20 protein-coding genes are annotated in these 23,435 nt (G+C 63.6%); 17 read left to right on the forward strand and 3 right to left on the reverse strand.

Going from position 1 to position 23,435, the window contains the following annotated elements; translation table 11 throughout:
* The first annotated feature begins 72 nt into the window (after positions 1-72).
* Both murD and VWY34_RS09030 read left to right on the forward strand, forming a co-directional pair.
* Positions 73-1,503 carry a UDP-N-acetylmuramoyl-L-alanine--D-glutamate ligase gene (gene murD, locus VWY34_RS09025; protein ID WP_416545356.1) on the forward strand — a complete coding sequence of 477 codons (1,431 nt, stop codon included), beginning with the start codon at positions 73-75 and terminating at the stop codon, positions 1,501-1,503.
* Positions 1,503-1,844 carry a thiamine-binding protein gene (locus tag VWY34_RS09030; RefSeq protein ID WP_340545040.1) on the forward strand — a complete coding sequence of 114 codons (342 nt, stop codon included), beginning with the start codon at positions 1,503-1,505 and terminating at the stop codon, positions 1,842-1,844. The genes murD and VWY34_RS09030 overlap by 1 nt, the downstream gene beginning before the upstream one ends.
* Before the next feature lie 56 nt (positions 1,845-1,900).
* Here the strand turns inward: VWY34_RS09030 and VWY34_RS09035 are convergent, their stop codons facing one another.
* Positions 1,901-3,082, reverse strand: coding sequence for an NAD(P)/FAD-dependent oxidoreductase (locus tag VWY34_RS09035; protein ID WP_416545358.1), 1,182 nt, complete (start codon positions 3,080-3,082; stop codon positions 1,901-1,903).
* A 132-nt stretch (positions 3,083-3,214) separates the two neighbouring features.
* Here VWY34_RS09035 and ftsW point away from each other — a divergent pair, with 132 nt between their 5' ends.
* From ftsW to VWY34_RS09110, 15 genes are all read left to right on the forward strand, one after another.
* Positions 3,215-4,384 (forward strand): putative lipid II flippase FtsW, encoded by a 1,170-nt coding sequence (gene ftsW / locus VWY34_RS09040; protein ID WP_416536759.1) that lies wholly within the window; start codon positions 3,215-3,217, stop codon positions 4,382-4,384.
* An 84-nt stretch (positions 4,385-4,468) separates the two neighbouring features.
* Positions 4,469-5,566, forward strand: coding sequence for a UDP-N-acetylglucosamine--N-acetylmuramyl-(pentapeptide) pyrophosphoryl-undecaprenol N-acetylglucosamine transferase (locus VWY34_RS09045; RefSeq protein ID WP_340545042.1), 1,098 nt, complete (start codon positions 4,469-4,471; stop codon positions 5,564-5,566).
* On the forward strand, positions 5,563-6,960 hold the full coding sequence (murC, locus tag VWY34_RS09050; RefSeq protein WP_340545043.1) for a UDP-N-acetylmuramate--L-alanine ligase: 1,398 nt from the start codon (positions 5,563-5,565) through the stop codon (positions 6,958-6,960). The genes VWY34_RS09045 and murC overlap by 4 nt, the downstream gene beginning before the upstream one ends.
* 58 nt (positions 6,961-7,018) lie before the next feature.
* On the forward strand, positions 7,019-7,273 hold the full coding sequence (locus VWY34_RS09055) for a DUF2484 family protein (RefSeq protein WP_340545044.1): 255 nt from the start codon (positions 7,019-7,021) through the stop codon (positions 7,271-7,273).
* The gene (locus VWY34_RS09060) at positions 7,270-7,521 is read left to right on the forward strand and encodes a DUF2484 family protein (RefSeq protein WP_340545045.1); all 252 of its coding nucleotides are present in this window, start codon (positions 7,270-7,272) and stop codon (positions 7,519-7,521) included. Before VWY34_RS09055 ends, VWY34_RS09060 begins: the two co-directional genes overlap by 4 nt.
* 193 nt (positions 7,522-7,714) lie before the next feature.
* Entirely contained in the window at positions 7,715-8,638 is a 924-nt protein-coding gene (gene murB, locus VWY34_RS09065) for a UDP-N-acetylmuramate dehydrogenase (RefSeq protein WP_340545046.1), read from the forward strand.
* A gap of 286 nt (positions 8,639-8,924) precedes the next feature.
* The gene (locus VWY34_RS09070; RefSeq protein ID WP_416545360.1) at positions 8,925-9,845 is read left to right on the forward strand and encodes a D-alanine--D-alanine ligase; all 921 of its coding nucleotides are present in this window, start codon (positions 8,925-8,927) and stop codon (positions 9,843-9,845) included.
* A complete protein-coding gene (locus VWY34_RS09075; protein WP_340545048.1) occupies positions 9,833-10,726 on the forward strand; it encodes a cell division protein FtsQ/DivIB in 894 nt (297 codons plus the stop codon). The genes VWY34_RS09070 and VWY34_RS09075 overlap by 13 nt, the downstream gene beginning before the upstream one ends.
* Position 10,727: 1 nt before the next feature.
* Positions 10,728-12,062 (forward strand): cell division protein FtsA, encoded by a 1,335-nt coding sequence (ftsA, locus tag VWY34_RS09080; protein ID WP_014874087.1) that lies wholly within the window; start codon positions 10,728-10,730, stop codon positions 12,060-12,062.
* Positions 12,063-12,500: 438 nt separating this feature from the next.
* Positions 12,501-14,279, forward strand: coding sequence for a cell division protein FtsZ (gene ftsZ / locus VWY34_RS09085; RefSeq protein ID WP_416545362.1), 1,779 nt, complete (start codon positions 12,501-12,503; stop codon positions 14,277-14,279).
* A gap of 213 nt (positions 14,280-14,492) precedes the next feature.
* A complete protein-coding gene (gene lpxC / locus VWY34_RS09090) occupies positions 14,493-15,428 on the forward strand; it encodes a UDP-3-O-acyl-N-acetylglucosamine deacetylase (protein WP_416536765.1) in 936 nt (311 codons plus the stop codon).
* Positions 15,429-16,069: 641 nt separating this feature from the next.
* Positions 16,070-16,918 carry an outer membrane protein assembly factor BamD gene (locus VWY34_RS09095; protein WP_340545051.1) on the forward strand — a complete coding sequence of 283 codons (849 nt, stop codon included), beginning with the start codon at positions 16,070-16,072 and terminating at the stop codon, positions 16,916-16,918.
* A gap of 28 nt (positions 16,919-16,946) precedes the next feature.
* On the forward strand, positions 16,947-18,593 hold the full coding sequence (gene recN / locus VWY34_RS09100) for a DNA repair protein RecN (RefSeq protein WP_340545052.1): 1,647 nt from the start codon (positions 16,947-16,949) through the stop codon (positions 18,591-18,593).
* 114 nt (positions 18,594-18,707) lie between these two features.
* Complete coding sequence (locus VWY34_RS09105) at positions 18,708-20,399, forward strand: chloride channel protein (RefSeq protein ID WP_340545053.1); 1,692 nt, start codon at positions 18,708-18,710, stop codon at positions 20,397-20,399.
* A gap of 216 nt (positions 20,400-20,615) precedes the next feature.
* Entirely contained in the window at positions 20,616-20,807 is a 192-nt protein-coding gene (locus tag VWY34_RS09110; protein ID WP_340545054.1) for a hypothetical protein, read from the forward strand.
* Between the two features lie 402 nt (positions 20,808-21,209).
* Here the strand turns inward: VWY34_RS09110 and VWY34_RS09115 are convergent, their stop codons facing one another.
* The gene (locus VWY34_RS09115) at positions 21,210-21,551 is read right to left on the reverse strand and encodes a DUF427 domain-containing protein (protein WP_340545056.1); all 342 of its coding nucleotides are present in this window, start codon (positions 21,549-21,551) and stop codon (positions 21,210-21,212) included.
* A gap of 62 nt (positions 21,552-21,613) precedes the next feature.
* A complete protein-coding gene (locus tag VWY34_RS09120; RefSeq protein ID WP_416545364.1) occupies positions 21,614-23,404 on the reverse strand; it encodes an aminopeptidase P family protein in 1,791 nt (596 codons plus the stop codon).
* Between the last annotated feature and the right edge of the window lie 31 nt (positions 23,405-23,435).

Here is a 23,435-nt window from a genome sequence, read left to right on the forward strand (position 1 = left end):
ACGCAACGGGACTGGTGTTGGTTCCCCTGATCGGGTAGCGATTCGAGCAAAGATCAAATGGGAGGGCAGGCGATGATCCCTGTGACCGGATTCGAAGGCGCAACTGTAGCGGTGCTGGGGCTTGGACGGTCTGGCCTTGCCACCGCGCGGGCCTTGCGTGCAGGCGGGGCAGAGCCGGTCTGCTGGGATGACAACCCCGGCGCGCGGGCCCGGGCCGAGGTCGAGGGGTTCACCTGCCGGGATCTGCTGAAATCCGGCGCCTTTGACGATGTTGCATCGCTGATCGTCTCGCCGGGTATTCCGCATCTCTACCCCAAACCCAACCCGGTGATCCGCGCAGCGCTGGTGGCGGGGGTGCCGGTGGACAATGATATCGGGTTGTTCTTCCGGTCCATCGCGACCCAGGGCTGGGAGCAATACGATCAGGCGCCGCGCATCGTGGCGGTCACTGGCTCCAACGGCAAATCCACCACGGTGGCGCTGCTCCACCATATTCTTCAGGAGGCCGGTCGCGAAAGCCAGCTGGCGGGCAATATCGGCCGCGGTGTGCTGGATATTGATCCGCCGGGCTCCGGGGGCGTGGTGGTGCTGGAGCTGTCGAGCTATCAGACCGATCTGGCGCGGGCGCTGACGCCGGATGTGGCGGTGTTCACCAACCTCAGCCCCGATCATCTGGACCGGCACGCGGGCATGGGCGGCTATTTCGCGGCCAAACGCCGACTGTTTGCCGAAGGCGGCCCGGATCGTGCGATCATTGGCGTCGATGAGGATGAGGGGCTGTATCTGGCCGGTCAGCTGTCGGAGGCGGCCAGCGATGACCGGGTGATCCGCATTTCGGCCAGCCAGAAACTGACCGGACCGGGCTGGCAGGTCTTTGCCCGCAAAGGGTTCCTGAGCGAATACCGCAAGGGGCGGCAGGCGGCTTCGATTGATCTGCGTCAGATGCAGGGGCTGCCGGGCGCGCATAACCATCAGAATGCCTGTGCGGCCTATGCGGCAGCGCGGGCACTGGGGCTGGCCCCCCGCCTGATCGAGGAGGCGCTGGCCAGCTATCCGGGTCTGCCGCATCGCAGCCAGACCATCGCGACCCATCAGGGGGTGCGCTATGTGAATGACAGCAAGGCCACCAACCTTGACAGCGCGACCAAGGCGCTGAGCGCGTTTGACAATATCCGCTGGATCTGTGGCGGGCTGGAGAAAGAGGGCGGCCTGGACGCTCTGCGCGGCCAGACCGGCAAAGTGCGCAAGGCCTATGTGATCGGTCGCGAGGCGGCAGGCTTTGCCATGCAGCTGGATGTGGAGGCCGAGGTCTGCATCACCATGGCGCAGGCGGTGGCCCGGGCCGCCGCTGAGGCGGAGGCGGGTGATACCGTCCTGCTGGCCCCGGCGGCAGCGAGTTTCGACCAATATGACAACTTCGAGCAGCGCGGAGAGGATTTCATTGCCGAGGTGCAGAAGCGACAGGGGGAGGCCCCGGCGCAACCCGATGGGGAGGCAATCTGATGGCCGAGACGACAGCGCCGCAGAACACGGTGATGCTGGCCTTTCAAGTCATTCCCCGGCTGCGTGAGGGCAATAACTTCGAGGTTGTGGACCGCGCGATTGATGTGGTGAAGGCCTCAGGCCTGCCGTTTCAGGTGGGGGCGATGGAGACCACGATGCGTGGTGAGCTGGATCAGCTGCTGGGGATCGTGAAACAGGCCGAACAGGCCTGTCTCGATGCCGGGGCGGTGGAGGTGATCACCAATATCAAGATCCATACCACCACGCCTGATGCGCATGACACCTTCTGCACCTATACGCGCGGCGTCACGCCGGCCAATAAGGTGTTTATCGAGGAGTGACGCGAGGGGTGAACGGGGCGGCGTTTCGGGCTGGCCCGAGCGGAGACGCCCGAGGCTCAGCCCTTGGCGGCGATAGCGGTTCCGGCCGCGACGCCGGAGGCCCAGGCCCATTGGAAGTTATAGCCGCCCAGCCATCCGGTCACATCAACCGCTTCGCCAATCGCATAAAGCCCCGGAACCGTCTTGGCCTCCATGCTCTTTGACGACAGCGCATCGGTGTCGATGCCGCCCAGCGTCACCTCGGCGGTGCGATAGCCTTCGCTGCCCGAAGGGGTGAGCGTCCAGTTTTCCAGTTGGTCGCAGAGATCGCGCAAGGCGGCGTCGGACTGGTCGGCGAGCCGCCCCTTCAGGGCGAATTCAGGGGCCAGGAACTCCACCAGCCGTCCGGGCAGGTGACGGGCCAGTTCGGTGGTCAGATCCTTGCGCCCGGTTTCCTGACGCTGGCGGCGCAGGTGATCAAACAGCGGCGTTTGCGGGATCAGGTTGACGCGGATCTGCTCCCCCTCGCGCCAGTAGGAGGACAGTTGCAGCACCGAGGGGCCGGAGAGGCCGCGATGGGTGAACAACAGCGCCTCGTCAAAACTGGTGCGCTCATTGGAAAGCCGTGCGGGCAGGGCGACGCCCGCAAGAGGTTTGAAGCGGTCTTCGGAGAAGGTGAACGGCACCAGTGCCGGGCGGGTTTCGGTCAGCGGCAGCTCAAACTGGCGCGCCAGATCATAGGCCAGACCGGTCGCGCCCATCTTCGGGATCGACTTGCCGCCGGTGGCAATCACCAGATTGCGCGCGGTCAGCACCTGCGGCTTGCCCTCTCGCTCCACCGCGACGCGAAACCCATCCGGGCTGCGGCTTACCGAGGTGACGGACGTCTGCAACCAAAGCTCGGCCCCGGCGGCCTGCATCTCCTGCACCAGCATGGCGACGATCTGTTTGGCCGAGCCATCACAGAACAGCTGGCCCAGTGTCTTTTCATGCCAGGCGATGCCGTGGCGGTCCACCAGCTCGATGAAATCCCACTGGGTGTAGCGCGCCATGGCGGATTTGCAGAAATGCGGGTTCTGCGACAGGTAGTTTTCGGGGCTGGCGTACATATTGGTGAAATTGCAGCGCCCGCCACCGGAAATGCGGATTTTCTCGCCCGGCGCCTTGGCGTGATCAATCACCAGCGTGCCTGCGCCGGAGCGGGTTGCACACATCATGCCGGCCGCGCCGGCGCCAAGGATCAGGGTTTCATATGCCATGCCCGGCCATAGGCGCGGATAACTGCCAAAGGCAAGAGGAAGAGGGTGGCCTGAGGCAAAGTTTCCGGTTACTGTTTGCCTAACGATCCCGAAAACGGGACGGATGACGAGGCAGATAGTGGCGGTACTTCCATGACTGAAATGGTCTATGGCGCGCTCCCCGTACAGGCGGGCGAGCCGATTCTACCCAAATGGTGGCGGACGCTGGACAAATGGACGATGTCCTGCGTCCTGATGTTGTTTGTCATCGGGCTGCTCTTGGGGCTGGCCGCTTCGGTGCCGCTGGCCGAGCGCAATGGGTTTGACAATTTCCACTATGTCGAGCGGCAGGCGATTTTTGGCATCACCGGGCTGGTGGCGATGCTGATCACCTCGATGATGTCGCCAACACTGGTGCGGCGACTGGCGGTGATCGGTTTTATCTGCGCCTTTGTCGCGCTGGCGCTGCTGCCGGTGTTTGGCACCGATTTCGGCAAGGGCGCGACGCGCTGGTACAGCCTCGGCTTTGCCTCGTTGCAGCCGTCGGAGTTCCTGAAGCCCGGATTCATCGTGGTGGCGGCCTGGATGATCGCCGCGAGCCAGCAGATCAACGGCCCGCCGGGCACGCTGATGTCCTTTGGCCTGTGCCTGACGGTGGTGCTGATGCTGGTGATGCAGCCTGATTTTGGTCAGGCCTGTCTGGTGCTGTTTGGCTGGGGCGTGATGTATTTCGTGGCCGGTGCACCGATGCTGCTGTTGGTGATCATGGCGGCGGTGGTCGTGATGGGCGGGGTTGTGGCCTATTCCAGCTCCGAGCATTTTGCCCGCCGCATCGACGGCTTCCTGAACCCTGAAATCGACCCGACCACCCAGATGGGCTATGCCACCAATGCCATCCGCGAAGGTGGGTTGTTCGGTGTCGGCGTTGGCGAGGGCGAGGTGAAATGGTCGCTGCCGGATGCCCATACCGATTTCATCATCGCAGTGGCGGCCGAGGAATACGGGCTGGTGCTGGTGGTGATCCTGATCCTGCTTTATTCGGCGGTGGTGGCCCGCACGCTGTTCCGGCTGATGCGGGAGCGCGACACGTTTATCCGGCTTGCCGGAACCGGTCTTGTCTGTACCTTTGGCGTGCAGGCGATGATCAACATGGGCGTTGCGGTGCGGCTCTTGCCGGCCAAGGGCATGACTCTGCCGTTTGTGAGCTACGGTGGCTCCTCGCTGATTGCCGGCGGGATCGCGGTGGGGATGTTGCTGGCGTTTTCGCGGTCGCGCCCGCAGGGCGAGATTGCAGATTTCCTGCGCGGACACGGGCGCGGCTGAGCCTGCCCGATTGAAGCGCACCCCTCGGTCTGCCCTGCGCGGTCGGGGGGGTGAGTGAGCAGAGACAGAAAGACCGAAAATACGATGGCGCAGAAATTGCTCTTGATGGCGGCGGGTGGCACCGGGGGGCATATGTTCCCCGCGCAGGCCCTGGCCGAGGCGATGCTGAGACGCGGCTGGCGGGTGAAACTGTCAACGGACGCGCGGGGCGCGCGGTACACCGGCGGCTATCCGCATACCACCGAGATTGCCGAGGTGCCCTCGGCCACCTTTGCCCGCGGCGGGCTGCTGGCCAAGGCGATGGTCGCGCCGAAGATCGCCGCAGGTGTCACAAGGATGGCGATGCAGATGCGGCGGGACCGGCCTGACGTGGTGGTCGGCTTTGGCGGCTATCCGTCGATCCCGGCACTGGGGGCTGCGACCCTGCTGAAGCTGCCGCGTATGATCCATGAACAGAACGGCGTGCTGGGCCGGGTCAATCAGCTGTTTGCTCCCCGTGTGGCCGGGGTGGCCTGTGGCGTCTGGCCCACGGCGCTGCCGGAGGGGGTTGATGGCGTCCATGTCGGCAACCCGGTGCGCGCTGCGGTGCTGGAGCGGGCAGGGGCCGGTTATATTCCGCCGGGTGACTATCCGATGTCGGTGCTGGTGATGGGCGGCAGCCAGGGCGCGCGGATTCTGTCGGATGTGGTGCCCGCAGCGATTGCCGCACTGCCAGAGGCGCTGCGCAGCCGGTTGCGGGTCTCGCATCAGGCGCGCGATGAAGATGGTGCACGGGTTGCGCAATTCTACGCCGAACAGGGGATCGCGGCGGATGTGCAGCCGTTTTTCACCGATGTGCCCGCCCGCATGTCGGAGGCGCAGCTGGTGATCTCGCGCTCCGGTGCGTCGTCGGTTGCGGATATCTCGGTGATCGGCCGCCCGTCGATCCTGATCCCCTTTGCCGCGGCGGCTGGCGATCACCAGAGCGCCAATGCCCGTGGGCTGGTCGATGCCGGGGCGGCGATCCTGATCCCGGAAAGCGCTCTTGACGTTTCGGCGCTGACAGAGCAAATGAGCGCGGTTCTCAGCAATCCCGATGGTGCCAGCCAGATGGCACGGGCCGCCTTGCAAGTGGGTATTCCCGATGCGACCGAGCGGCTGGTGGGGCTTGTTGAACAGCTGTCCGAGGAAGGAATGACATGAACCCTGCGACCAAACTCCCCGGTGATGTGGGCCCGATCCATTTTGTTGGCATCGGCGGCATCGGCATGTCCGGCATCGCCGAAGTGCTGCTGAACCTTGGCTATGTGGTGCAGGGCTCGGATCTGAAAGCGTCAAAGATCACCAACCGGCTGGAAGAGCTGGGCGCGCGGATCTTTGTCGGGCAGGCGGCAGAAAATCTGGAAGATGCGGCGGTTGTGGTCATTTCCTCGGCGATCAAACCGGGCAATCCAGAGCTGGACGAGGCGCGCCTGCGTGGCCTGCCGGTGGTCCGCCGGGCCGAAATGCTGGCCGAGCTGATGCGGCTCAAATCCAACATCGCCATCGCAGGCACCCATGGCAAGACAACGACCACCACCATGATGGCGGAGCTGATGGTGGCCGGTCATTTCGACCCGACCATTGTCAATGGCGGCATCATTCACGCCTATGGGTCGAACGCACGGATGGGCCAGGGCGAGTGGATGGTGGTTGAGGCCGACGAAAGCGACGGCACCTTTAACCGCCTGCCCGCAACCATTGCGATCGTCACCAATATCGACCCTGAGCATATGGAGCATTGGGGCGATTTCGATACGCTGCGGGACGGGTTTTATGACTTTGTCTCCAATATTCCCTTCTACGGCGTCGCGGTCTGCTGCACCGACCATCCCGAGGTGCAGGCTCTGGTTGGCCGGATCACCGACCGCCGGGTCGTGACCTATGGGTTCAACGCGCAGGCAGATGTGCGGGCGGTCAACCTGACCTACAAGGCGGGCGTGGCGCATTTTGATATTCATCTTCAGGCCGAGGATCGCGTGATCGAGGGCTGCACTCTGCCGATGCCGGGGGATCACAATGTCTCCAACGCGCTGTCGGCAGTGGCCGTGGCGCGCCATCTGGGCATGAAAAGCAGCGAGATCCGCGAGGCTCTGGCGGCCTTTGGCGGCGTCAACCGCCGCTTCACCAAAGTGGGCGAAGTGGACGGTGTCACCATTATTGACGACTACGGCCACCACCCGGTCGAGATCACTGCCGTGCTGAAAGCGGCCCGGCAGGCCTGCGAGGGCCGGGTGATCGCGGTGCATCAGCCGCACCGTTATTCGCGCCTGTCCAGCCTGTTCGAGGATTTCTGCGCCTGTTTCAACGAGGCCGATGTGGTCGCCATCGCCGAGGTCTTTGCCGCGGGCGAAGACCCGATCGAGGGCGCCGGGCGCGACGATCTGGTGGCCGGTCTGATCCGTCATGGCCATCGCCATGCCCGCGCGCTGCTGGACGAACCCGATCTGGAGCGGCTGGTGCGTGAACAGGCCCGACCCGGCGATATGGTCGTCTGCCTTGGGGCGGGTACCATCAGCGCCTGGGCCAATGGTCTGCCCGAGCGGTTGCGGGGCTGAGGGTGGCTGGCGTGATCTCCTATCCGCGGGCGAGGGTCCCGGCGGTTGAGGCAGCGCCATGCTGAGCCTGCTGGCCTCTGTCCTGTGGGTGTTCATTGCCACCGGCGTGGCCGCCCTGCCGGTTCGCTGGCAGCGCGGGCCGGGGATTGCGCTGGTCGCTGTGGCGCCGGTGCTGATCTATTTCCTGGGGCGTGACCACGGCTGGTTTGCCGCTGCCTTTGGCTGTTTTGCGCTGGTGTCGATGTTCCGCCGTCCGCTGCTGCATGTGCTGTCGCGCCTGCGCCGGGCCTCCGGGCCGGAGGTTGGCGAATGACGCAGTCGCTGATCCTGGCCTGTCTCTGGGTGGTGGCCGCCAATGTGCTGGCGATGCTGCCGAGCCGGGACAATCACTGGTCGCGCGCCTATCTCCTGATTGCCTTTGGCATCCCGCTGCTGGGCTATGTCACCTATGAAAACGGTCCCTGGTGGGGGCTGGCGGCGCTGTTTGCGGGCATGTCGATGCTGCGCTGGCCGGTGATCTATCTGGGCCGCTGGCTGCGCAACCGCCTGAGCCGCAGCTGAACCCCGCCGATTTCCACGAATGAGCGCTCTGCCCTTTGCGCCGGGCTACGGGCTGGGCCATTGTGTGCATGGGCAAAACCGGAGTACACGCAGGGCCGGTCCGGGCTGCTGAGTCTCGTCGTCGTTTGCCCGCTGGGTGCTGCGTCGGCTCGCTTGGCCGGGGTGGACGCCAAGACAGGCAGGGGCAGAGCATATGAACATCGACGGGCTGCGCGGCAAGCTTCATCCGAATCGCGATCTGGCAGGGTTGACCTGGCTGCGGGTTGGCGGACCGGCGGACTATCTGTTTCAGCCTGCCGATGTGGAGGATCTGGCGCATGTTTTGCGGTCTCTGGATCCGTCGGTGCCGGTGTTCCCGATGGGGGTCGGCTCAAACCTGATCGTGCGTGATGGCGGGTTGCGGGCGCTGGTGATCCGGCTGGGGCGCGGGTTCAACGCGATTGAGGTCGAGGGCGACACGGTGACCGCTGGCGCTGCTGCGCTGGATGCCCATGTGGCCCGCAAGGCCGCGGATGCGGGGGTGGATCTGACATTTCTGCGCACCATTCCCGGATCGATCGGTGGCGCGGTGCGGATGAATGCCGGTTGCTATGGCAGCTATGTCGCAGATGTCTTTCAGTCGGCAACGGTGGTGCTGCGCAGCGGTGAAGTGGTGAGGCTGAGCGGTGAGGACCTGAAATTCGCCTACCGCCAGAGCGACCTGCCGGAGGGGGCGGTGCTGGTGTCGGCGGTGTTGCGCGGCCCGATGGGTGATCCCGAAGCCCTGCATGCGCGCATGGAAGAGCAGCTGGCCAAACGCGATGCCACCCAGCCGACAAAGGACCGGTCAGCCGGGTCGACCTTTCGCAATCCGGCGGGGTTTTCATCGACCGGTCAGGCCGATGATGTCCATGATCTGAAGGCCTGGAAAGTGATTGATGATGCCGGAATGCGCGGCGCCCGGCGCGGCGGTGCGCAGATGAGCGAGAAGCATTCCAATTTCTTGATTAACACAGGTGGCGCATCTGCCGCAGATCTTGAGGGATTGGGCGAAGATGTCAGAAAAGAGGTTTACGCCAATTCTGGCATAACGCTAGAGTGGGAAATCATGCGGGTGGGGGATCCGCTTTCCAAATAGCCGATAAAGGCCATGTTTTTCAGGGGGTTACCTCTGATCAGCAGGTCGCTCCTGTGGGAATCGCAGCAGCTGGCGAACTGGAAAAGCGCGATCTTGGTAAAGGCACTGTTAACGGGCCGGTAACGTTTATGACGTTAATGTGGTGACAGCGAACCACAGTGGTCCGTCCGGTGCGGGGAATAAGCCTCGCAAGACGAAAAAGCAGGCCTTGGCCTGCGCGAATTGGGGTCAATTTACGACCGCATAACAAGGGGCGAGAAGCCCCGGAACATTTGAGGCGCTTGTCGTGAGTAAGTCGAGCAGGACACTCCCGAAAGTGGCGGTATTGATGGGTGGTCCCTCGGCTGAACGCGAGGTGTCTTTGTCCACAGGGCGCGAATGCGCCACCGCGCTGCGGGACGAGGGATATCAGGTTACAGAACTGGACGCGGGTCCGGATCTCGCGGCGCGTTTGCAGGCGGATCGTCCTGACGTGGTGTTCAACGCCCTGCATGGCCGCTGGGGCGAGGATGGCTGCGTGCAGGGGCTCCTGGAATGGCTCGGCATCCCCTATACCCACTCCGGCGTGCTGGCCTCTGCCCTGGCGATGGACAAGCAGCGGGCCAAATCCATCTATCGGGCCGCAGGTCTGCCGGTTGTCGAGAGCGGCATCTATTCCAAGACCGAGGTGATGGCCGGCCATGTGATGGCGCCGCCCTATGTGGTGAAGCCGAATAACGAAGGCTCCAGCGTGGGGGTCTATCTGGTGAATGAAGTCGCCAACGGTCCGCCGCAGCTGTCGCAGGACATGCCCGATCAGGTGATGGTCGAGAGCTTTGCCCCCGGCCGCGAGCTGACCACCACCGTACTGGGCGACAGACCACTGACGGTGACCGATATCCTGACCGACGGCTGGTATGACTATGACGCCAAGTACAAACCCGGTGGCTCGCGTCATGTGCTGCCTGCGGATCTCCCGGAGGAGATCTTTGCGCTCTGTCTCGAACATGCAGTGAAGGCCCATGAGGCGCTGGGGTGCCGGGGCATCAGCCGCACCGATTTTCGCTGGGACGAGACGCGCGGCGCCGAGGGGCTGATCCTGCTGGAGACCAATACCCAGCCCGGAATGACGCCGACGTCGCTGACGCCGGAGCAGGCGGAACATGTGGGTATGACATTCGGGCAGCTCTGCGCCTGGTTGGTTGAGGATGCGACATGCCCTCGCTGATCACGCGGTTTCGCAAACCTCGCGAGGGGCGTTCCGATCCTGCCCCCTCCCGTCTGACCTATCGCATCCAGCGCTGGATGCTGACCCCGGGCATTCGCTTTGGTGTGCGTTTTGGCATTCCCTTCTGTCTGGTCTTTGTGGCCGGCACCGTGTTCATGGCCGATGAGGCGCGACGCGACCGGTTGCAGGTGATGATCAGCGATCTGCGGGCCTCGATCGAGGAGCGCCCCGAATTCATGGTCAATGTGATGGCCATCGACGGGGCGGGGCGCAGCGTGGCCGAAGATATTCGCGAAGTGGTGCCGATTGATTTTCCCATCAGCTCCTTCGATCTGGATCTGGCCCAGATCCGCGATGAAATCACCGGTCTGGATCCGGTGCGGACGGCGGATGTGCGGATCCGCCCGGGTGGGGTGCTTCAGGTCACGGTGGAAGAGCGCAAACCCGCAGTTGTCTGGCGCAGCCGCGAAGGTCTGGCGCTGCTGGATGCCAATGGCGTGCATGTGGCTGAGCTGGGCGCGCGCAATATGCACCCGGATCTGCCGCTGGTGGCCGGGCGCAATGCCGACGACGCCATTGAGGAGGCGCTGCGGCTGTTTGCGGTGGCCAAGCCGCTGGGACCGCGGATGCGTGGGCTGGTGCGGATTGGCGAACGGCGCTGGGATCTGGTGCTGGACCGTGGCCAGCGGATCATGCTGCCGGCCGAAAATCCGGTGCCCGCATTGGAGCGGGTGATTGCCGTCAGCGAAGTGCGCGACCTTCTGGAGCGTGATGTGGCGGTGGTGGATATGCGCCTGGCGGCGCGTCCAACCGTAAGAATGACCGAAAACGCCGTCGAGGACTGGTGGCGGATCCGACAGTTGAACGCAGGCGGGCTATGATATGACCGATCTCTACCAATCCCAAAGAGCCATGCGGCAGATGCGACGTCAGGCGATGCAGCGCGGTGTTGTGGCCATTCTGGATGTGGGCAGTTCCAAGATTGCCTGTCTGGTGCTGCGTTTCGACGGCACCGGGCGGCTGAGCGAGGATAATTCCATTGGGTCCCTGGCGGGGCAGTCGGGGTTCCGGGTGATCGGCGCGGCCACCACGCGCTCGCGCGGGGTGCAGTTCGGCGAGATCACCGCCATGCAGGAAACCGAACGCGCGATCCGCACGGCGGTTCAGGCCGCGCAGAAGATGGCCGAGGTGCGGGTGGATCACGTGATCGCCTGTTTTTCCGGGGCCAATCCGCGATCCTACGGGCTGGATGCGCAGGTGGATCTGGAAGGTCAGGTGGTGACCGAGAATGAAATCGCCCGCGTGCTGGCGGCCTGCGAGGTGCCGGAATATGGCGCTGGACGCGAGGTGCTGCATGCCCAGCCGGTGAACTTTGCGCTGGACAACCGGTCGGGTCTGAATGACCCGCGCGGGCAGATGGGGCAGACCCTTGCAGCGGATATGCACATGCTGACGGTTGATGCGCTGACCGTGCAGAATCTGGTGCGCTGCATCCAGCGCTGTGATCTGGAGCTGGCGGGCATCGCGTCCTCGGCCTATGCGTCCGGGTTTGCGGCACTGGTTGAGGATGAGCAGGAGCTGGGGGCGGCCTGTATCGACATGGGCGGCGGCTCGACCTCGATTTCGGTCTTTATGAAGAAACATATGATCTATGCCGATGCGGTGCGTATGGGCGGTGATCACATCACCAGCGATATTTCTATGGGGCTGGGGGTGCCAACGGCCAACGCCGAGCGGATCAAGACCTTTCACGGTGGCGTCCATGCCACCGGCGCCGATGACCGCGAGATGATTGATATCCACGCCGATACCGGCGACTGGGAACATGACCGCCGCACTGTCAGCCGGGCTGAACTGATCGGGATCATGCGGCCGCGCGTCGAAGAGATCCTTGAAGAGGTGCGCGCCCGTCTGGATGCCGCCGGGTTTGACAGCCTGCCAAGCCAGCAGATCGTGCTGACCGGAGGCTCCAGCCAGATTATGGGTCTGGACGGGCTGGCGAGCCGGGTTCTGGGGCAGCAGGTGCGCCTCGGCCGGCCTTTGCGGGTTCACGGCCTGCCGCAGTCGGCAACCGGTCCCGGCTTTGCCTCCGCCGTTGGTCTCAGCCTGTTTGCCGCCCATCCGCAGGATGAGTGGTGGGATTTTGAGATGCCGGTGGACCGCAACGCCAGCGGCACGCTGAAACGGGCGGTAAAATGGTTCCGCGACAACTGGTGAGGCCTCTGTCGGAGTAGGGGGGACAGGCCCGCTCCGCGCCTTCGCAGTGCCGCCTTCATTAATCAAATGTTAACGAAAAACTTCGCTGGCAAGGCGGTTTCGCGGGTGACAGCGAAATCCTGCCGCGTTAATGTTCCGGTAACGACCGCATCATGCGGCGCATGTAGGCCGAGCAGTGGCCACCAGTATCAGTGACGAGATGTGCTTTCGAGGGCTTTGGTTTTCGGAGGCTGCCGTCATGTTGTGGTGTGTTGCTGGGCTTTCCACAGCATTTGCCAAAATCGGCGAAATGTCGCGAAATTAGACAATACTATGTCTATATTTTGTGGAAAATAGCGCTTTTTTGGATGACGCGACTCGTGCTGCGCGGTAGGATTGTCGCAAAGATGGACAGGAATAGGCCCTTGCGGGAGGGCTGATAACACAGGCGGAACGAGCATGACCTTGAACCTTTCGATGCCCGGCCAGGAAGAGCTGAAGCCCCGGATTACCGTGTTTGGCGTCGGCGGGGCAGGCGGCAATGCCGTCAACAACATGATCGACAAACAGCTGGACGGCGTGGATTTTGTCGTCGCCAATACCGACGCGCAGGCGCTGCAGCAAAGCGCCTCCAAAAGCCGCGTCCAGCTGGGCATCAAAGTCACCGAAGGTCTGGGCGCCGGCGCGCGCCCCTCGGTTGGGTCTGCCGCCGCTGAAGAAAGCATTGAACAGATCGTTGATCACCTCGCGGGGGCGCATATGTGCTTTATCACCGCAGGTATGGGCGGCGGCACCGGCACCGGGGCTGCGCCGATCATCGCGCAGGCCGCCCGTGAACTGGGTGTGCTGACCGTTGGTGTTGTCACCAAGCCGTTCCAGTTCGAAGGCAACAAGCGGATGCGTCAGGCCGAGGAGGGTGTCGAAGCCCTGCAAAAGGTCGTCGATACGCTGATCATCATTCCGAACCAGAATCTGTTCCGTCTGGCCAATGAAAAGACCACCTTCACCGAGGCGTTCTCGATGGCGGATGATGTCCTTTATCAGGGTGTCAAAGGCGTGACCGATCTGATGGTGCGTCCGGGTCTCATCAACCTCGACTTTGCGGACGTGCGCGCCGTGATGGACGAGATGGGCAAGGCGATGATGGGCACCGGCGAGGCCGAGGGCGAAGATCGCGCCGTGCAGGCCGCCGAGAAGGCCATCGCGAACCCGCTGCTGGACGAAATCAGCCTCAAGGGTGCGAAGGGTGTTCTGATCAACATCACCGGCGCACATGACCTGACCCTGTTTGAACTGGACGAAGCGGCCAACCGCATTCGCGAAGAGGTCGATCCCAACGCAAACATCATCGTCGGCTCGACCCTCGACACCGCGATGGAAGGTAAGATGCGGGTTTCCGTTGTGGCGACCGGTATTGATGCCGTGGATGTGCACACCGACATTCCGGTGCCGCGCCGTCCGATGTCGGCACCGCTGAAGCAGACCGTCAGCGTCGAAGACAGCCGCAGCGCCGCGCCGCTGGAGCTGAGCACCCCGGTTGAGCAGCCCGCAGCTGCCGCCGAACCCGTGGTCGCCGCTCAGGAAGAGCCGTCGCTGTTTGCGGAATTCGACGATGGTCAGGCCGCCGCTGAAGGTCACTATGAAGAGGTGCTGGAGGACGCGGGCGAACAGCTGGGCGCCGACGGTCTGCCCGCACCGGCCTATCAGGGCACGCCCGCGCCGGAATTCCAGCCGCAGGCCGAAGTTGCGGCCCATCAGGCCGAGAGCTTTGTGGCACCAAAGGCGCCCGCACCCGGTACCCCGTCGCCAGAGGCGATCGTGCGGCTTCAGGCGGCTGCGCAGCGCGCCCAGCCTCAGCAGCCGATGCAGCAGACACAGATGCAGCAGCGCCCGTCGATCGACACGGTTCAGCCGCGGGCCCCGCAGCAGGTGCAGCAGCAGCCTCAGCAGGTGCAGCAGCCCGCCGCAGCGGGTCACGAACAGCGCCGCTTTGGGCTCAATTCGCTGATCCATCGCATGACCGGCAGCGCCGCTGAAGGCCAGGCCGCCAAGCCGCAGCAACCGGTACGTCAGCAGCCGCCCATGCAGCAGGCCGCCGCACAGCAGGCCCCGATGCACCAGTCCCAGGTTGCGCATCACGGCCAGCAGGCGGCACCCGCAGCGCAGCCGCAGCGGCAGGCGAACCCTGAGCAGGAACGCATCGAAATTCCCGCATTCCTGCGCCGTCAAGCCAACTGAGCTGATCACATATAAGTCAAAAAGGTCGCCATATGGCGACCTTTTTTCGTTTTGAATCAGCGGGTTGGTGCCGGTTGGGCAGGGTTTTGCCGATCTGTTACAGGGATGTTTCATTCCGTTACAAAGATTGAGTTGAGCCTAACGAAGTGACACCTTACCTCTGTTCCGCAACAAGGGCCCAAGTACGGCCCACCCTTACGGAATGAGGCCATCGTGCAGAATACGCTTAAAGCATCAGTGACGTTTGACGGTGTGGGGCTCCACTCCGGCAAACCCGTTCGCATGATCCTGAAGCCTGCATCGGCTGGCCATGGCATCTGCTTCCGGCGCACTGACATCGCTTTGGGCAACACCATGGTGCCGGCGCTTTGGGACCGGGTCGAGCGGACGCCATTGTGCACGCGGCTGGTCAATGCCTCCGGTGTTTCGGTTTCCACGGTGGAGCATATCATGGCCGCGCTGGCGGGCTGTGGCATCCACAATGTGATGATTGATATCGACGGCCCGGAAGTGCCGATCATGGATGGGTCTTCGGCGCATTTCGTGCGGGGCATCATGCAGACCGGTATTCAGCGCCTTGCGGCGCCGGTCACCGCCTATCAGATCCTGAAGCCGGTGAGTGTCAGCCATGACGGTGCCACCGCCACCCTGTTGCCGAGCAACCGCCTGACCATCGAGTTCCACATCGACTTTGCCGAGACGGCGATTGGCCGTCAGAGCAAGACGCTGGATCTGCGCAATGGTGCCTTTGCGCGTGAGCTTTGCGACAGCCGCACCTTCTGCCGTCGCGTTGACGTCGAAAGCATGCAGGCCAATGGTCTGGCGCTGGGTGGTGTCCCCGGCGAGAACGCGGTTGTGTTCGACGGCCCGCAGGTCGAGAGCGGCGCGGGGCTGCGCCACTCGGATGAGCCGGTGCGCCACAAGATGCTGGACGCGCTTGGTGATCTGTCGCTGGCGGGTGGCCCGGTCTTTGGCCACTATATCGGCGAGCGTGCCGGTCATTCGCTGACCAACACATTGCTGCGGGCGGTCTTTGCGACACCCGGCGCGGTGCGTCAGGTGAGCTGCGATGCGGCGATGACAGCGCGCCTGCCGGGGCAGGGGCTGGTCTGGGCGGAGATCCCGACCGATGCGCGCCGCGTTGCGTAACTGAATTGAGGCTATCGGGCGGGAACGTCGGCTGGGGGGCCTGACGTTCAACCTGGGTTCCCCCGGACAATCGGGGTGCACCCGGCGCCAACCGGACCGCGGGCTGCAACGACAGCACTCCGGTCACTCGCGAACTGATGATTGCAGCACAGACGCCGGGCGCAGACTGCACCACAGTTCGATCCAATACAGGCCTATGCGTTGGCGCAGCCCGACCGGGGCAGATTGCGCCGGGGGCACCGGGGGAGATCTTCGAGCCGTCCTTAGGTCGTGACCCTAGAGGGGCGGGGCGGTTCGAAGATCACACCGGCGGCTTCACGGCGCAGCGCGCGGCCTTAGCGTGCCCCAACGCGGCTTGCCGGGATTTGTCCAGATCCCGTTTGGTTCGAACCCTTGCAGCGCTCACCTCATATTGACCAATGTTTTCGGTTGCGGCGAACCCCGGCGCGGCATGGGGTATCGGCTGGCGTGGGCCATGTTGTGGCGGGCCGGGGCTGCTTCGCACTCTTGACCCCGCCGCGCTTTCTCTGCCAAGTGGGCGGGAAATCGGTTAAAGACGTTTTGCGCGTCAATTGAATGTGCTAGACCGGGCAGAACCGGGGTTCACACCCGTAAGTAAATGACGGTGAGGTTAGGCGAACATGATGGGCATGGGGGCGGCAGCCAAAACCATCGGCGCGGTTCTACTCGTAGCTGCGCTTTCGGGATGTGGCGGAGACGGGGGCGCGGCCAAGAGTTCGCAGCCACTTGACGGGTTCACCCCGGAGCAGATCTACGAGCGCGGCGAATTCGAGATGGAGCGCAACCGGACCGAGGATGCGGCCTTTTACTTCTCCGAGATCGAACGTCTTTACCCCTATTCCTCCTGGGCGAAACAGGCCCTGATCATGCAGGCCTATGCCTATCATCTGGGGCGTGACTACGAGGATAGCCGCGCTGCCGCACAGCGCTATATCGACTTCTACCCGACCGAAGAAGACGCCGCTTATGCGCAGTATCTGCTGGCGCTGAGCTACTATGATCAGATCGACGAAGTGGGCCGCGATCAGGGCCTGACCTTTCAGGCGCTGCAATCGCTGCGCACCGTGATCGAGGTCTACCCGGACAGCGAATATGCGAGCTCGGCAATCCTGAAGTTCGACCTTGCCTTTGACCATCTGGCGGGCAAGGAGATGGAGATCGGCCGCTACTATCTGCGCAAGGGGCATTATACCTCGGCGGTGAACCGGTTCCGCGTTGTGGTCGAGGATTTCCAGACCACAACCCATACCGCAGAGGCGCTGCACCGTCTGGTCGAGGCCTATCTGTCGCTGGGGCTGGTGAATGAGGCGCAGACCGCCGGTGCCATTCTGGGCCATAACTATCAATCGACCGAATGGTATGAGGACAGCTTTAAGCTGCTGACAGACAACGGGCTGAAAATGCGCGATGTCGGCAACAACTGGTTGAGCCAGATCTACCGTCAGTCCATCAAGGGGGAGTGGCTGTAATTGCCACTTCCGCAATTGGGGCCGGGCCATGCTGCGCGCGCTTGATATTCGCGATATCCTGATCATCGACCATCTTGAGCTGAATTTTCAGCCGGGTCTCAACGTGCTGACCGGGGAGACCGGGGCCGGCAAGTCGATCCTGCTGGATTCGCTGGGTTTTGTGCTGGGCTGGCGGGGCCGGGCCGAACTGGTGCGCCAGGGGGCCAAACAGGGAGAGGTGCTGGCCGAGTTCGAGCTGTCGCCCGACCATCCGGCCCATGCGGTGCTGGCTGAGGCGGGGCTGCCCGGAGGCGATACGCTGCTGTTGCGCCGGGTGAACACCGCCGAGGGACGCAAGACCGCCTGGGTCAATGACCGGCGCTGTTCGGGCGAGGTACTGCGGGCGCTGTCAGACACGCTGCTGGAATTGCATGGCCAGCATGATGACCGGGGCCTGCTGAACCCGCGCGGCCACCGCGCCATGCTGGATGAGTTTGCCGGTCTTGGCGATCTTCTGCGGACCGTCCGCGATCGCTGGGCCGCTGCCAGCCGCGCCCGAAAGAGCGTTGCCGAAACCCGCGCCGCGCTGGAGGCCATCCGCGCCGAAGAGGATTTCCTGCGCCATGCGGTGGCGGAGCTGGACGCGCTTGACCCGCAGCCCGGCGAGGATGCTGCACTGGATCAGCGCCGCCGCGAGATGCAGTCCGCCGAGCGGATCCGTGGCGATATCCAGCGCGCCCAGAGCATCCTGACCGATGGTGCCGAGACGGCACTGGGGGATGCGCAGCGCTGGCTGGAAGGGGTCTCTGCGCAGGCAGACTCGGCGCTGGATGCGCCGATTGCGGCGCTGTTGCGGGCGATGATCGAGCTGGGTGAGGCGCAGGATGGCGTTGCCCGTGTGCTCGACGGGCTGGAGTTCAATCCCGGTGAGCTGGAAGAGAGCGAGGAGCGGCTGTTTGCCATCCGCGCGCTGGCCCGCAAACATGATGTGCTGCCCGATGATCTGGGCGGCTATGCTGAAACCCTGCGCGAGAAACTGGCGGCGGTGGATGCCGGGGATCAGGATCTCGCCGATCAGGAGGCCGCACTGGCCGAGGCCGAGGCGGCCTATACGGGGGCGGCGGCGCAGCTGTCGGCGGCGCGGCGGGAGACGGCGGCGGCACTGGATGCGGCGGTGATGGCTGAGCTGGCCCCGCTCAAGATGGAACGCGCGGTGTTTGAAACACGCCTGACCGAGGCCGAGCCGGGACCGGAGGGCAAGGACGCGGTTGCCTTTACTGTGGCCACAAACCCTGGCGCGCCGGCGGGACCGCTGAACAAGATCGCCTCGGGCGGTGAGCTGAGCCGCTTTTTGCTGGCGCTGAAGGTCTGCCTGCGCGGCGAGACCGGCAATCAGACGATGATCTTTGACGAGATCGACCGCGGCGTGGGCGGCGCGACGGCGGATGCGGTGGGGCGGCGGCTGAAGGCGCTGGCCGATGGCGGGCAGGTGCTGGTTGTGACCCATTCGCCGCAGGTGGCGGCCCAGGGTGCGCATCATTGGCGGGTGCAGAAGCAGGTTGTCGACGGGCAGACGCTGTCGCAGGTGGTGCCGCTGGATGAGGACGAACGGGTCGATGAGCTGGCGCGTATGGTTTCAGGTGATACAATCACCTCGGAGGCCCGCGCTGCCGCCAGGGCGCTGCTGGTGGGCTGAGCTAAAACTGTTGCCCGGATCGTTCTAAGCTGTTGAGTTTTCACGATGGCTTAACCAACCTGCCGATAGTTTGCCGCGTAAACAGACAAGAACGACACCGGGACAATCGGGTTCATGCCACAGACCATACGCTCCGCCATTTCCGCCCAGCTGGCTCAGGGGGTTGCTGGCGTGCGGGATGTCTGGCGGGTGCTGCGCCACCGGGGGCCGAGCCAGTTTCAATTCTGGTTTATCGCCTTGCTGATCGGGATCGCTGCCGGGTTTGCGGCGCTGTTCTTCCGCAAGGGGATCACTGCCTTTCAGGCCTGGGTCTATGGCGCGGAGGATGTGAATTTCCTGCATAGTTTCGCACAGGACATGCCCTGGTACTGGCTGATGATCATTCCGACCCTTGGCGGGCTGGTGGTGGGGCTGATCCTGCACCGGTTTACGCCGGATGCCCGGGTGCGATCCGTTGCCGATGTGATCGAGGGGGCTGCGCTTGGCGATGGGCGGGTGGAAATTCGCGCCGGTCTGGCGTCTGCCTGTGCCTCTCTGATCACGCTCAGTACCGGCGGATCAACCGGTCGCGAGGGGCCGGTGGTGCATATGGCGGGGGTGATCTCGACCTGGGTCAGCAATCGCATTCAGGCCGATGGCATCACCGGGCGCGATCTCCTGGGCTGTGCGGTGGCGGCGGCGGTCTCTGCCAGCTTCAATGCGCCTATCGCCGGGGCGCTCTTTGCGCTGGAGGTGGTGCTGCGGCATTTCGCGGTCCATGCCTTTGCGCCCATTGTCATCGCCTCGGTGGCCGGAACCGTGATCAACCGGCTGGAATATGGCGATGTGACGGAGTTCGACCTGATCACGCCGGGGGCGCTGCAATTCTACGTCGAGCTGCCGGCCTTTCTGATGCTTGGGCTGATCTGCGGGATCGTGGCGGTGGTGCTGATGCGGTCGATCTTCTTTGCCGAGGAAATCGGCAATGCTGTGCAGACAAAGCTGGGTCTGCCGCGATGGCTGCGTCCGGCGGCCTCTGGCCTGCTGCTGGGCGGGCTTGCGGTCTGGTTTCCCCATATCATTGGCGTTGGCTATGAAACCACGGTTCTGGCCCTCACGGGCGCGCTGGTGCTGCATCAGACCATTCTCTTTGCCATGGTCAAAACCGCGGCCGTGGCGATCACCATGGGCGGGCGCATGGGGGGCGGGGTGTTCTCGCCGTCGCTGATGGTCGGGGCGCTGACCGGGCTCGCCTTTGGGCTGATTGCGACCGCTGTGCTGCCGGATGTGTCGGGGACGCATACGCTCTATGCTTTTGCCGGGATGGGCGCCGTGGCGGCGGCGGTGCTGGGCGCGCCGATTTCCACGACGCTGATCGTGTTCGAACTGACCGGCGACTGGCAGATCGGCCTGGCGGTGATGGTGGCGGTGTCGATGTCGACGGCGCTGGCGTCGCGGATTGTCGACCGGTCGTTCTTTCTCACCCAGCTGGAGCGGCGCAATATTCATTGCGCGGCGGGGCCACAGGCCTATCTGCTGTCGATGCTGCGCGCCGGAGCGGTGATGCGGCCCCTGGGCGATCCGCGTTGCGCCAGCGCGGAGGACTGCGCCGCGCTGATTGACCAGGGGCTGTCGGTCCGCGCCTCGGCCTCGCTGGAGGCCGCGATGCCGATCTTCGACCGGGCCGATCTCAGCTATCTGCCGGTACTGGCCGAAGGGGAGGGCGGCGATAATCCGCCGAATCTCATCGGGGCCCTTTACCACATTGATTCGCTGAAAGCCTACACCCGTGCGCTGGCTGCGGCGGCTGCGGAGGAGCATAGTTGAGGATTGAAAACTACGGCGGCTCATCGTCAATTTGCGACATTTCCCATAAAGCCGTCGCTTAAAGACAAGTTTACCCGCAAAAGACGATCCCAAATATGTGATATTTCTGAAACGGGTGTTCGCTTTTTTCCAGAAGAAATTTTAACCTTTATCGGCCCAGCGGCTTAAATATGGTTAACATAAGGATAATGGTGATCATTCTTCGGAAGTGAAAACATGCAACACAAAACAATCAGCCCGACAGAGGCTGAAACAGTGGCGAAGGCAGTAGAGCAGGAAAATGAGCGGGCGTCTTATGAGGCCCTGATCGACTATGTCGTTCAAAGCGCACGGGATGCACAGATGTTCTGTACCGGTGAGGCCGTCGAGGCCGCGCGTCAGCATCTTTGTCAGACCATCCTGAACTAGGGGGGCATGCGACATCCGTCGCGCCTATTTGTTTCTTCGTCGGTATCTTATTTGGTCCTGGGGCAGGGTTCCGGGCGGGCTCTCTTTGGCCTGCAAAAACGGTAGCGAAATAACGATCAATATGATCGTTATACGTGCATCTTTCTAATTGCTGTGTCGGGAGAATATGTGAAGTCCGAGTTTTCCGACCGCGTCAGTGGCCGTTTTTCGGATCCGTTTGCGACCCATCAGATGGCGTTTTCCGACAATCGTGCGCCGCTGCGCCGGGGCCTGCGGGCGGTAGGTTGCCCGGTTCCCAGCGCGGTTTCCTGATGAGCGAAAGGCTGCTTATCCACGAAAAAGGCGCCCCGAGACGGGGCGCCCTGACTGCATAAGAGCGTATTTTTGCCGATCGGGGCGGGCCTAGATCCGCTCCACTTTCACGGTGTCACCGGTGACGAAGGCAAGGTGGTCCTTGATCTGCGCTACGGCCTCATTGGGTGTTTCGTAGCTCCAGACCGCGTTTTCGGTCACGGATGATTTGTTCACAATCGAGAAGTAGCTGGCATCGCCCTTGGCCGGGCAGTGGGTGGTCTTGTCGCTGCGGTCGAGGAAGGCTGTCGCGATGTCGCCACGGGGAAAATAGATGACGGGCGCCAGATCGCCCTCGCTCAGCTCAAGCGCGTTGCTGCTCTCGCCCAGCACAGCACCACCGGAGCGCACCACCCAGGTGCCTTCTGCTTTGCGAATATGGATCTTTGTCATGGTCTTTTCCTTCACGTCGTTCGTCACGGATCAATGTCGTCTTCAGATGTAACACTGCGGTATCACAGCGGCGCCGTTGCGGCATCCAGCCAGCGTTGTGCCGGGTCTGTTACGTTGGGTCCTATCTTGGCGGCTACATCCGCATGATAGGCGTTCAGCCAGTCCCGCTCTGCCGTGGTGAGCAGGTCCACCACGATCAGGCGGCGGTCCAGCGGGGCGTAGGTCAGGGTGCGCCAGCTCAGCATTTCGCGTTCGGCGTCGGCGCTGTCCAGCTCAGGCGCCGGTTCTACCACCAACAGGTTCTCAATGCGAATACCAAAAGCGCCTTCGCGGTAATATCCCGGTTCATTGGAGAGGATCATGCCGGGTTCCAGCGGTACGGTGCCGGCACGGCTGAGCCGCTGGGGGCCTTCATGTACGCTGAGGAAGGCGCCGACCCCGTGGCCAAGTCCGTGGTTGAAGTCCTGCCCGGCCAGCCAGAGCGGCATTCGTCCCACCGCCTCGATGTCGCGACCGGCAAGCCCCTTGGGCCAGCGCAGGCGGGACATGGCGATCATGCCTTGCAGAACGCGGGTATAGGCCTCGCGGGCTTCCTGCGGTGGGGTGCCGATGGCGAGGGTGCGGGTGATGTCGGTGGTGCCGTCCAGATATTGCCCGCCGCTGTCCAGCACCAGCAGATGCCCGTCCAGCAGCGCGGCATTGCTGTCCTCGCTGACCCGGTAGTGGATGATGGCGCCATTGGGGCCGGTGCCCGAAATGGTTTCAAAGCTGATGTCGCGCAGCTTCGGATCCTTGCGGCGGGTGGCTTCGAGATGTTTGACCACGTCGATTTCGGTGATGCTGCCGGGGGGCTGGGCGTCCAGCCAGGCGAGGGTTTCCACCACGGCGGCACCATCGCGCAGATGAGCGGCGGCGCTGCCTGCGATCTCGGCGGCGCATTTGCGGGCCTTGGGCAGGGCGCAGGGGTCACCGGCCGCAACCAGCGCATCGCCGAGCTGATCGGCGACGATCCGGGGCAGGGTCGTCAGATCGACGGTGACGGAGGCATCTTTGGCCTGCGCGAGCTCAGCCGCGGCGGACAGGAAGCTCTGCGGCGCATGAACGGCCACATCCGCGCCGAGGTGATCCCTGACACCCGTCAGCTTCTCTTCCGCCATGAACAGATCGACCCGCGCGTCGGCGTGCAGGATGGCAAACCCGTGGGCGACCGGGTTGTGGGCGATATCGCTGCCGCGGATGTTCAGGAGCCACATGATGCTATCTGGCAGGGTGATCACGGCGGCGCTATGTCCGGCGTCGCGCAGCTCTTGGGCCAGAGAGGCGGTCTTTTCGGAGGCGGATGTACCTGCATAGCTGAGCGGATGGGCGATGACGGGCTGCACCGGCGGGGTGGGCTGATCCTGCCAGATGCGATCCACCAGATTGTCGACCGGCACGAATTCAAACCCGTGCAGATCGAGCCCCTGCATCTGGCTGGCCGAATGCAGCCAGGGGTCATAGCCGATGCGCCCCCCGGTCGGCAGCTGCTCCTTCAGCCAATCGGCCAGCTGTACCTCGGGCCAGTGCACCGGGGTAAAGACCTCCGCGACCTGCTGTTTTACCTGCGTGCGGTAACGCCCGTCGATAAACACCCCGGCCACATCGCGCAGCACGGCACAGAAGCCCGCAGAGCCGGTAAATCCGGTGAGCCAGGCCAGACGTTCATCGCCGGGGGCGACATATTCGCCCTGATGGGCATCGCTGCGCGGCACCAGAAAGCCGTCGAGCCCCTCGCGCTGCAATTCGGTGCGCAAAGCCTTGAGGCGGGGCGGGCCCTGTTCCGGGCGGGCTGTCACGTCGAAGGTCTGGAACATCGGCTCCCTCCATCTGTTTCGGGTGGTCCGC

Source organism: Phaeobacter sp. JH20_02 (assembly GCF_048056915.1).
Taxonomy (GTDB): Bacteria; Pseudomonadota; Alphaproteobacteria; order Rhodobacterales; family Rhodobacteraceae; genus Phaeobacter; species Phaeobacter bryozoorum.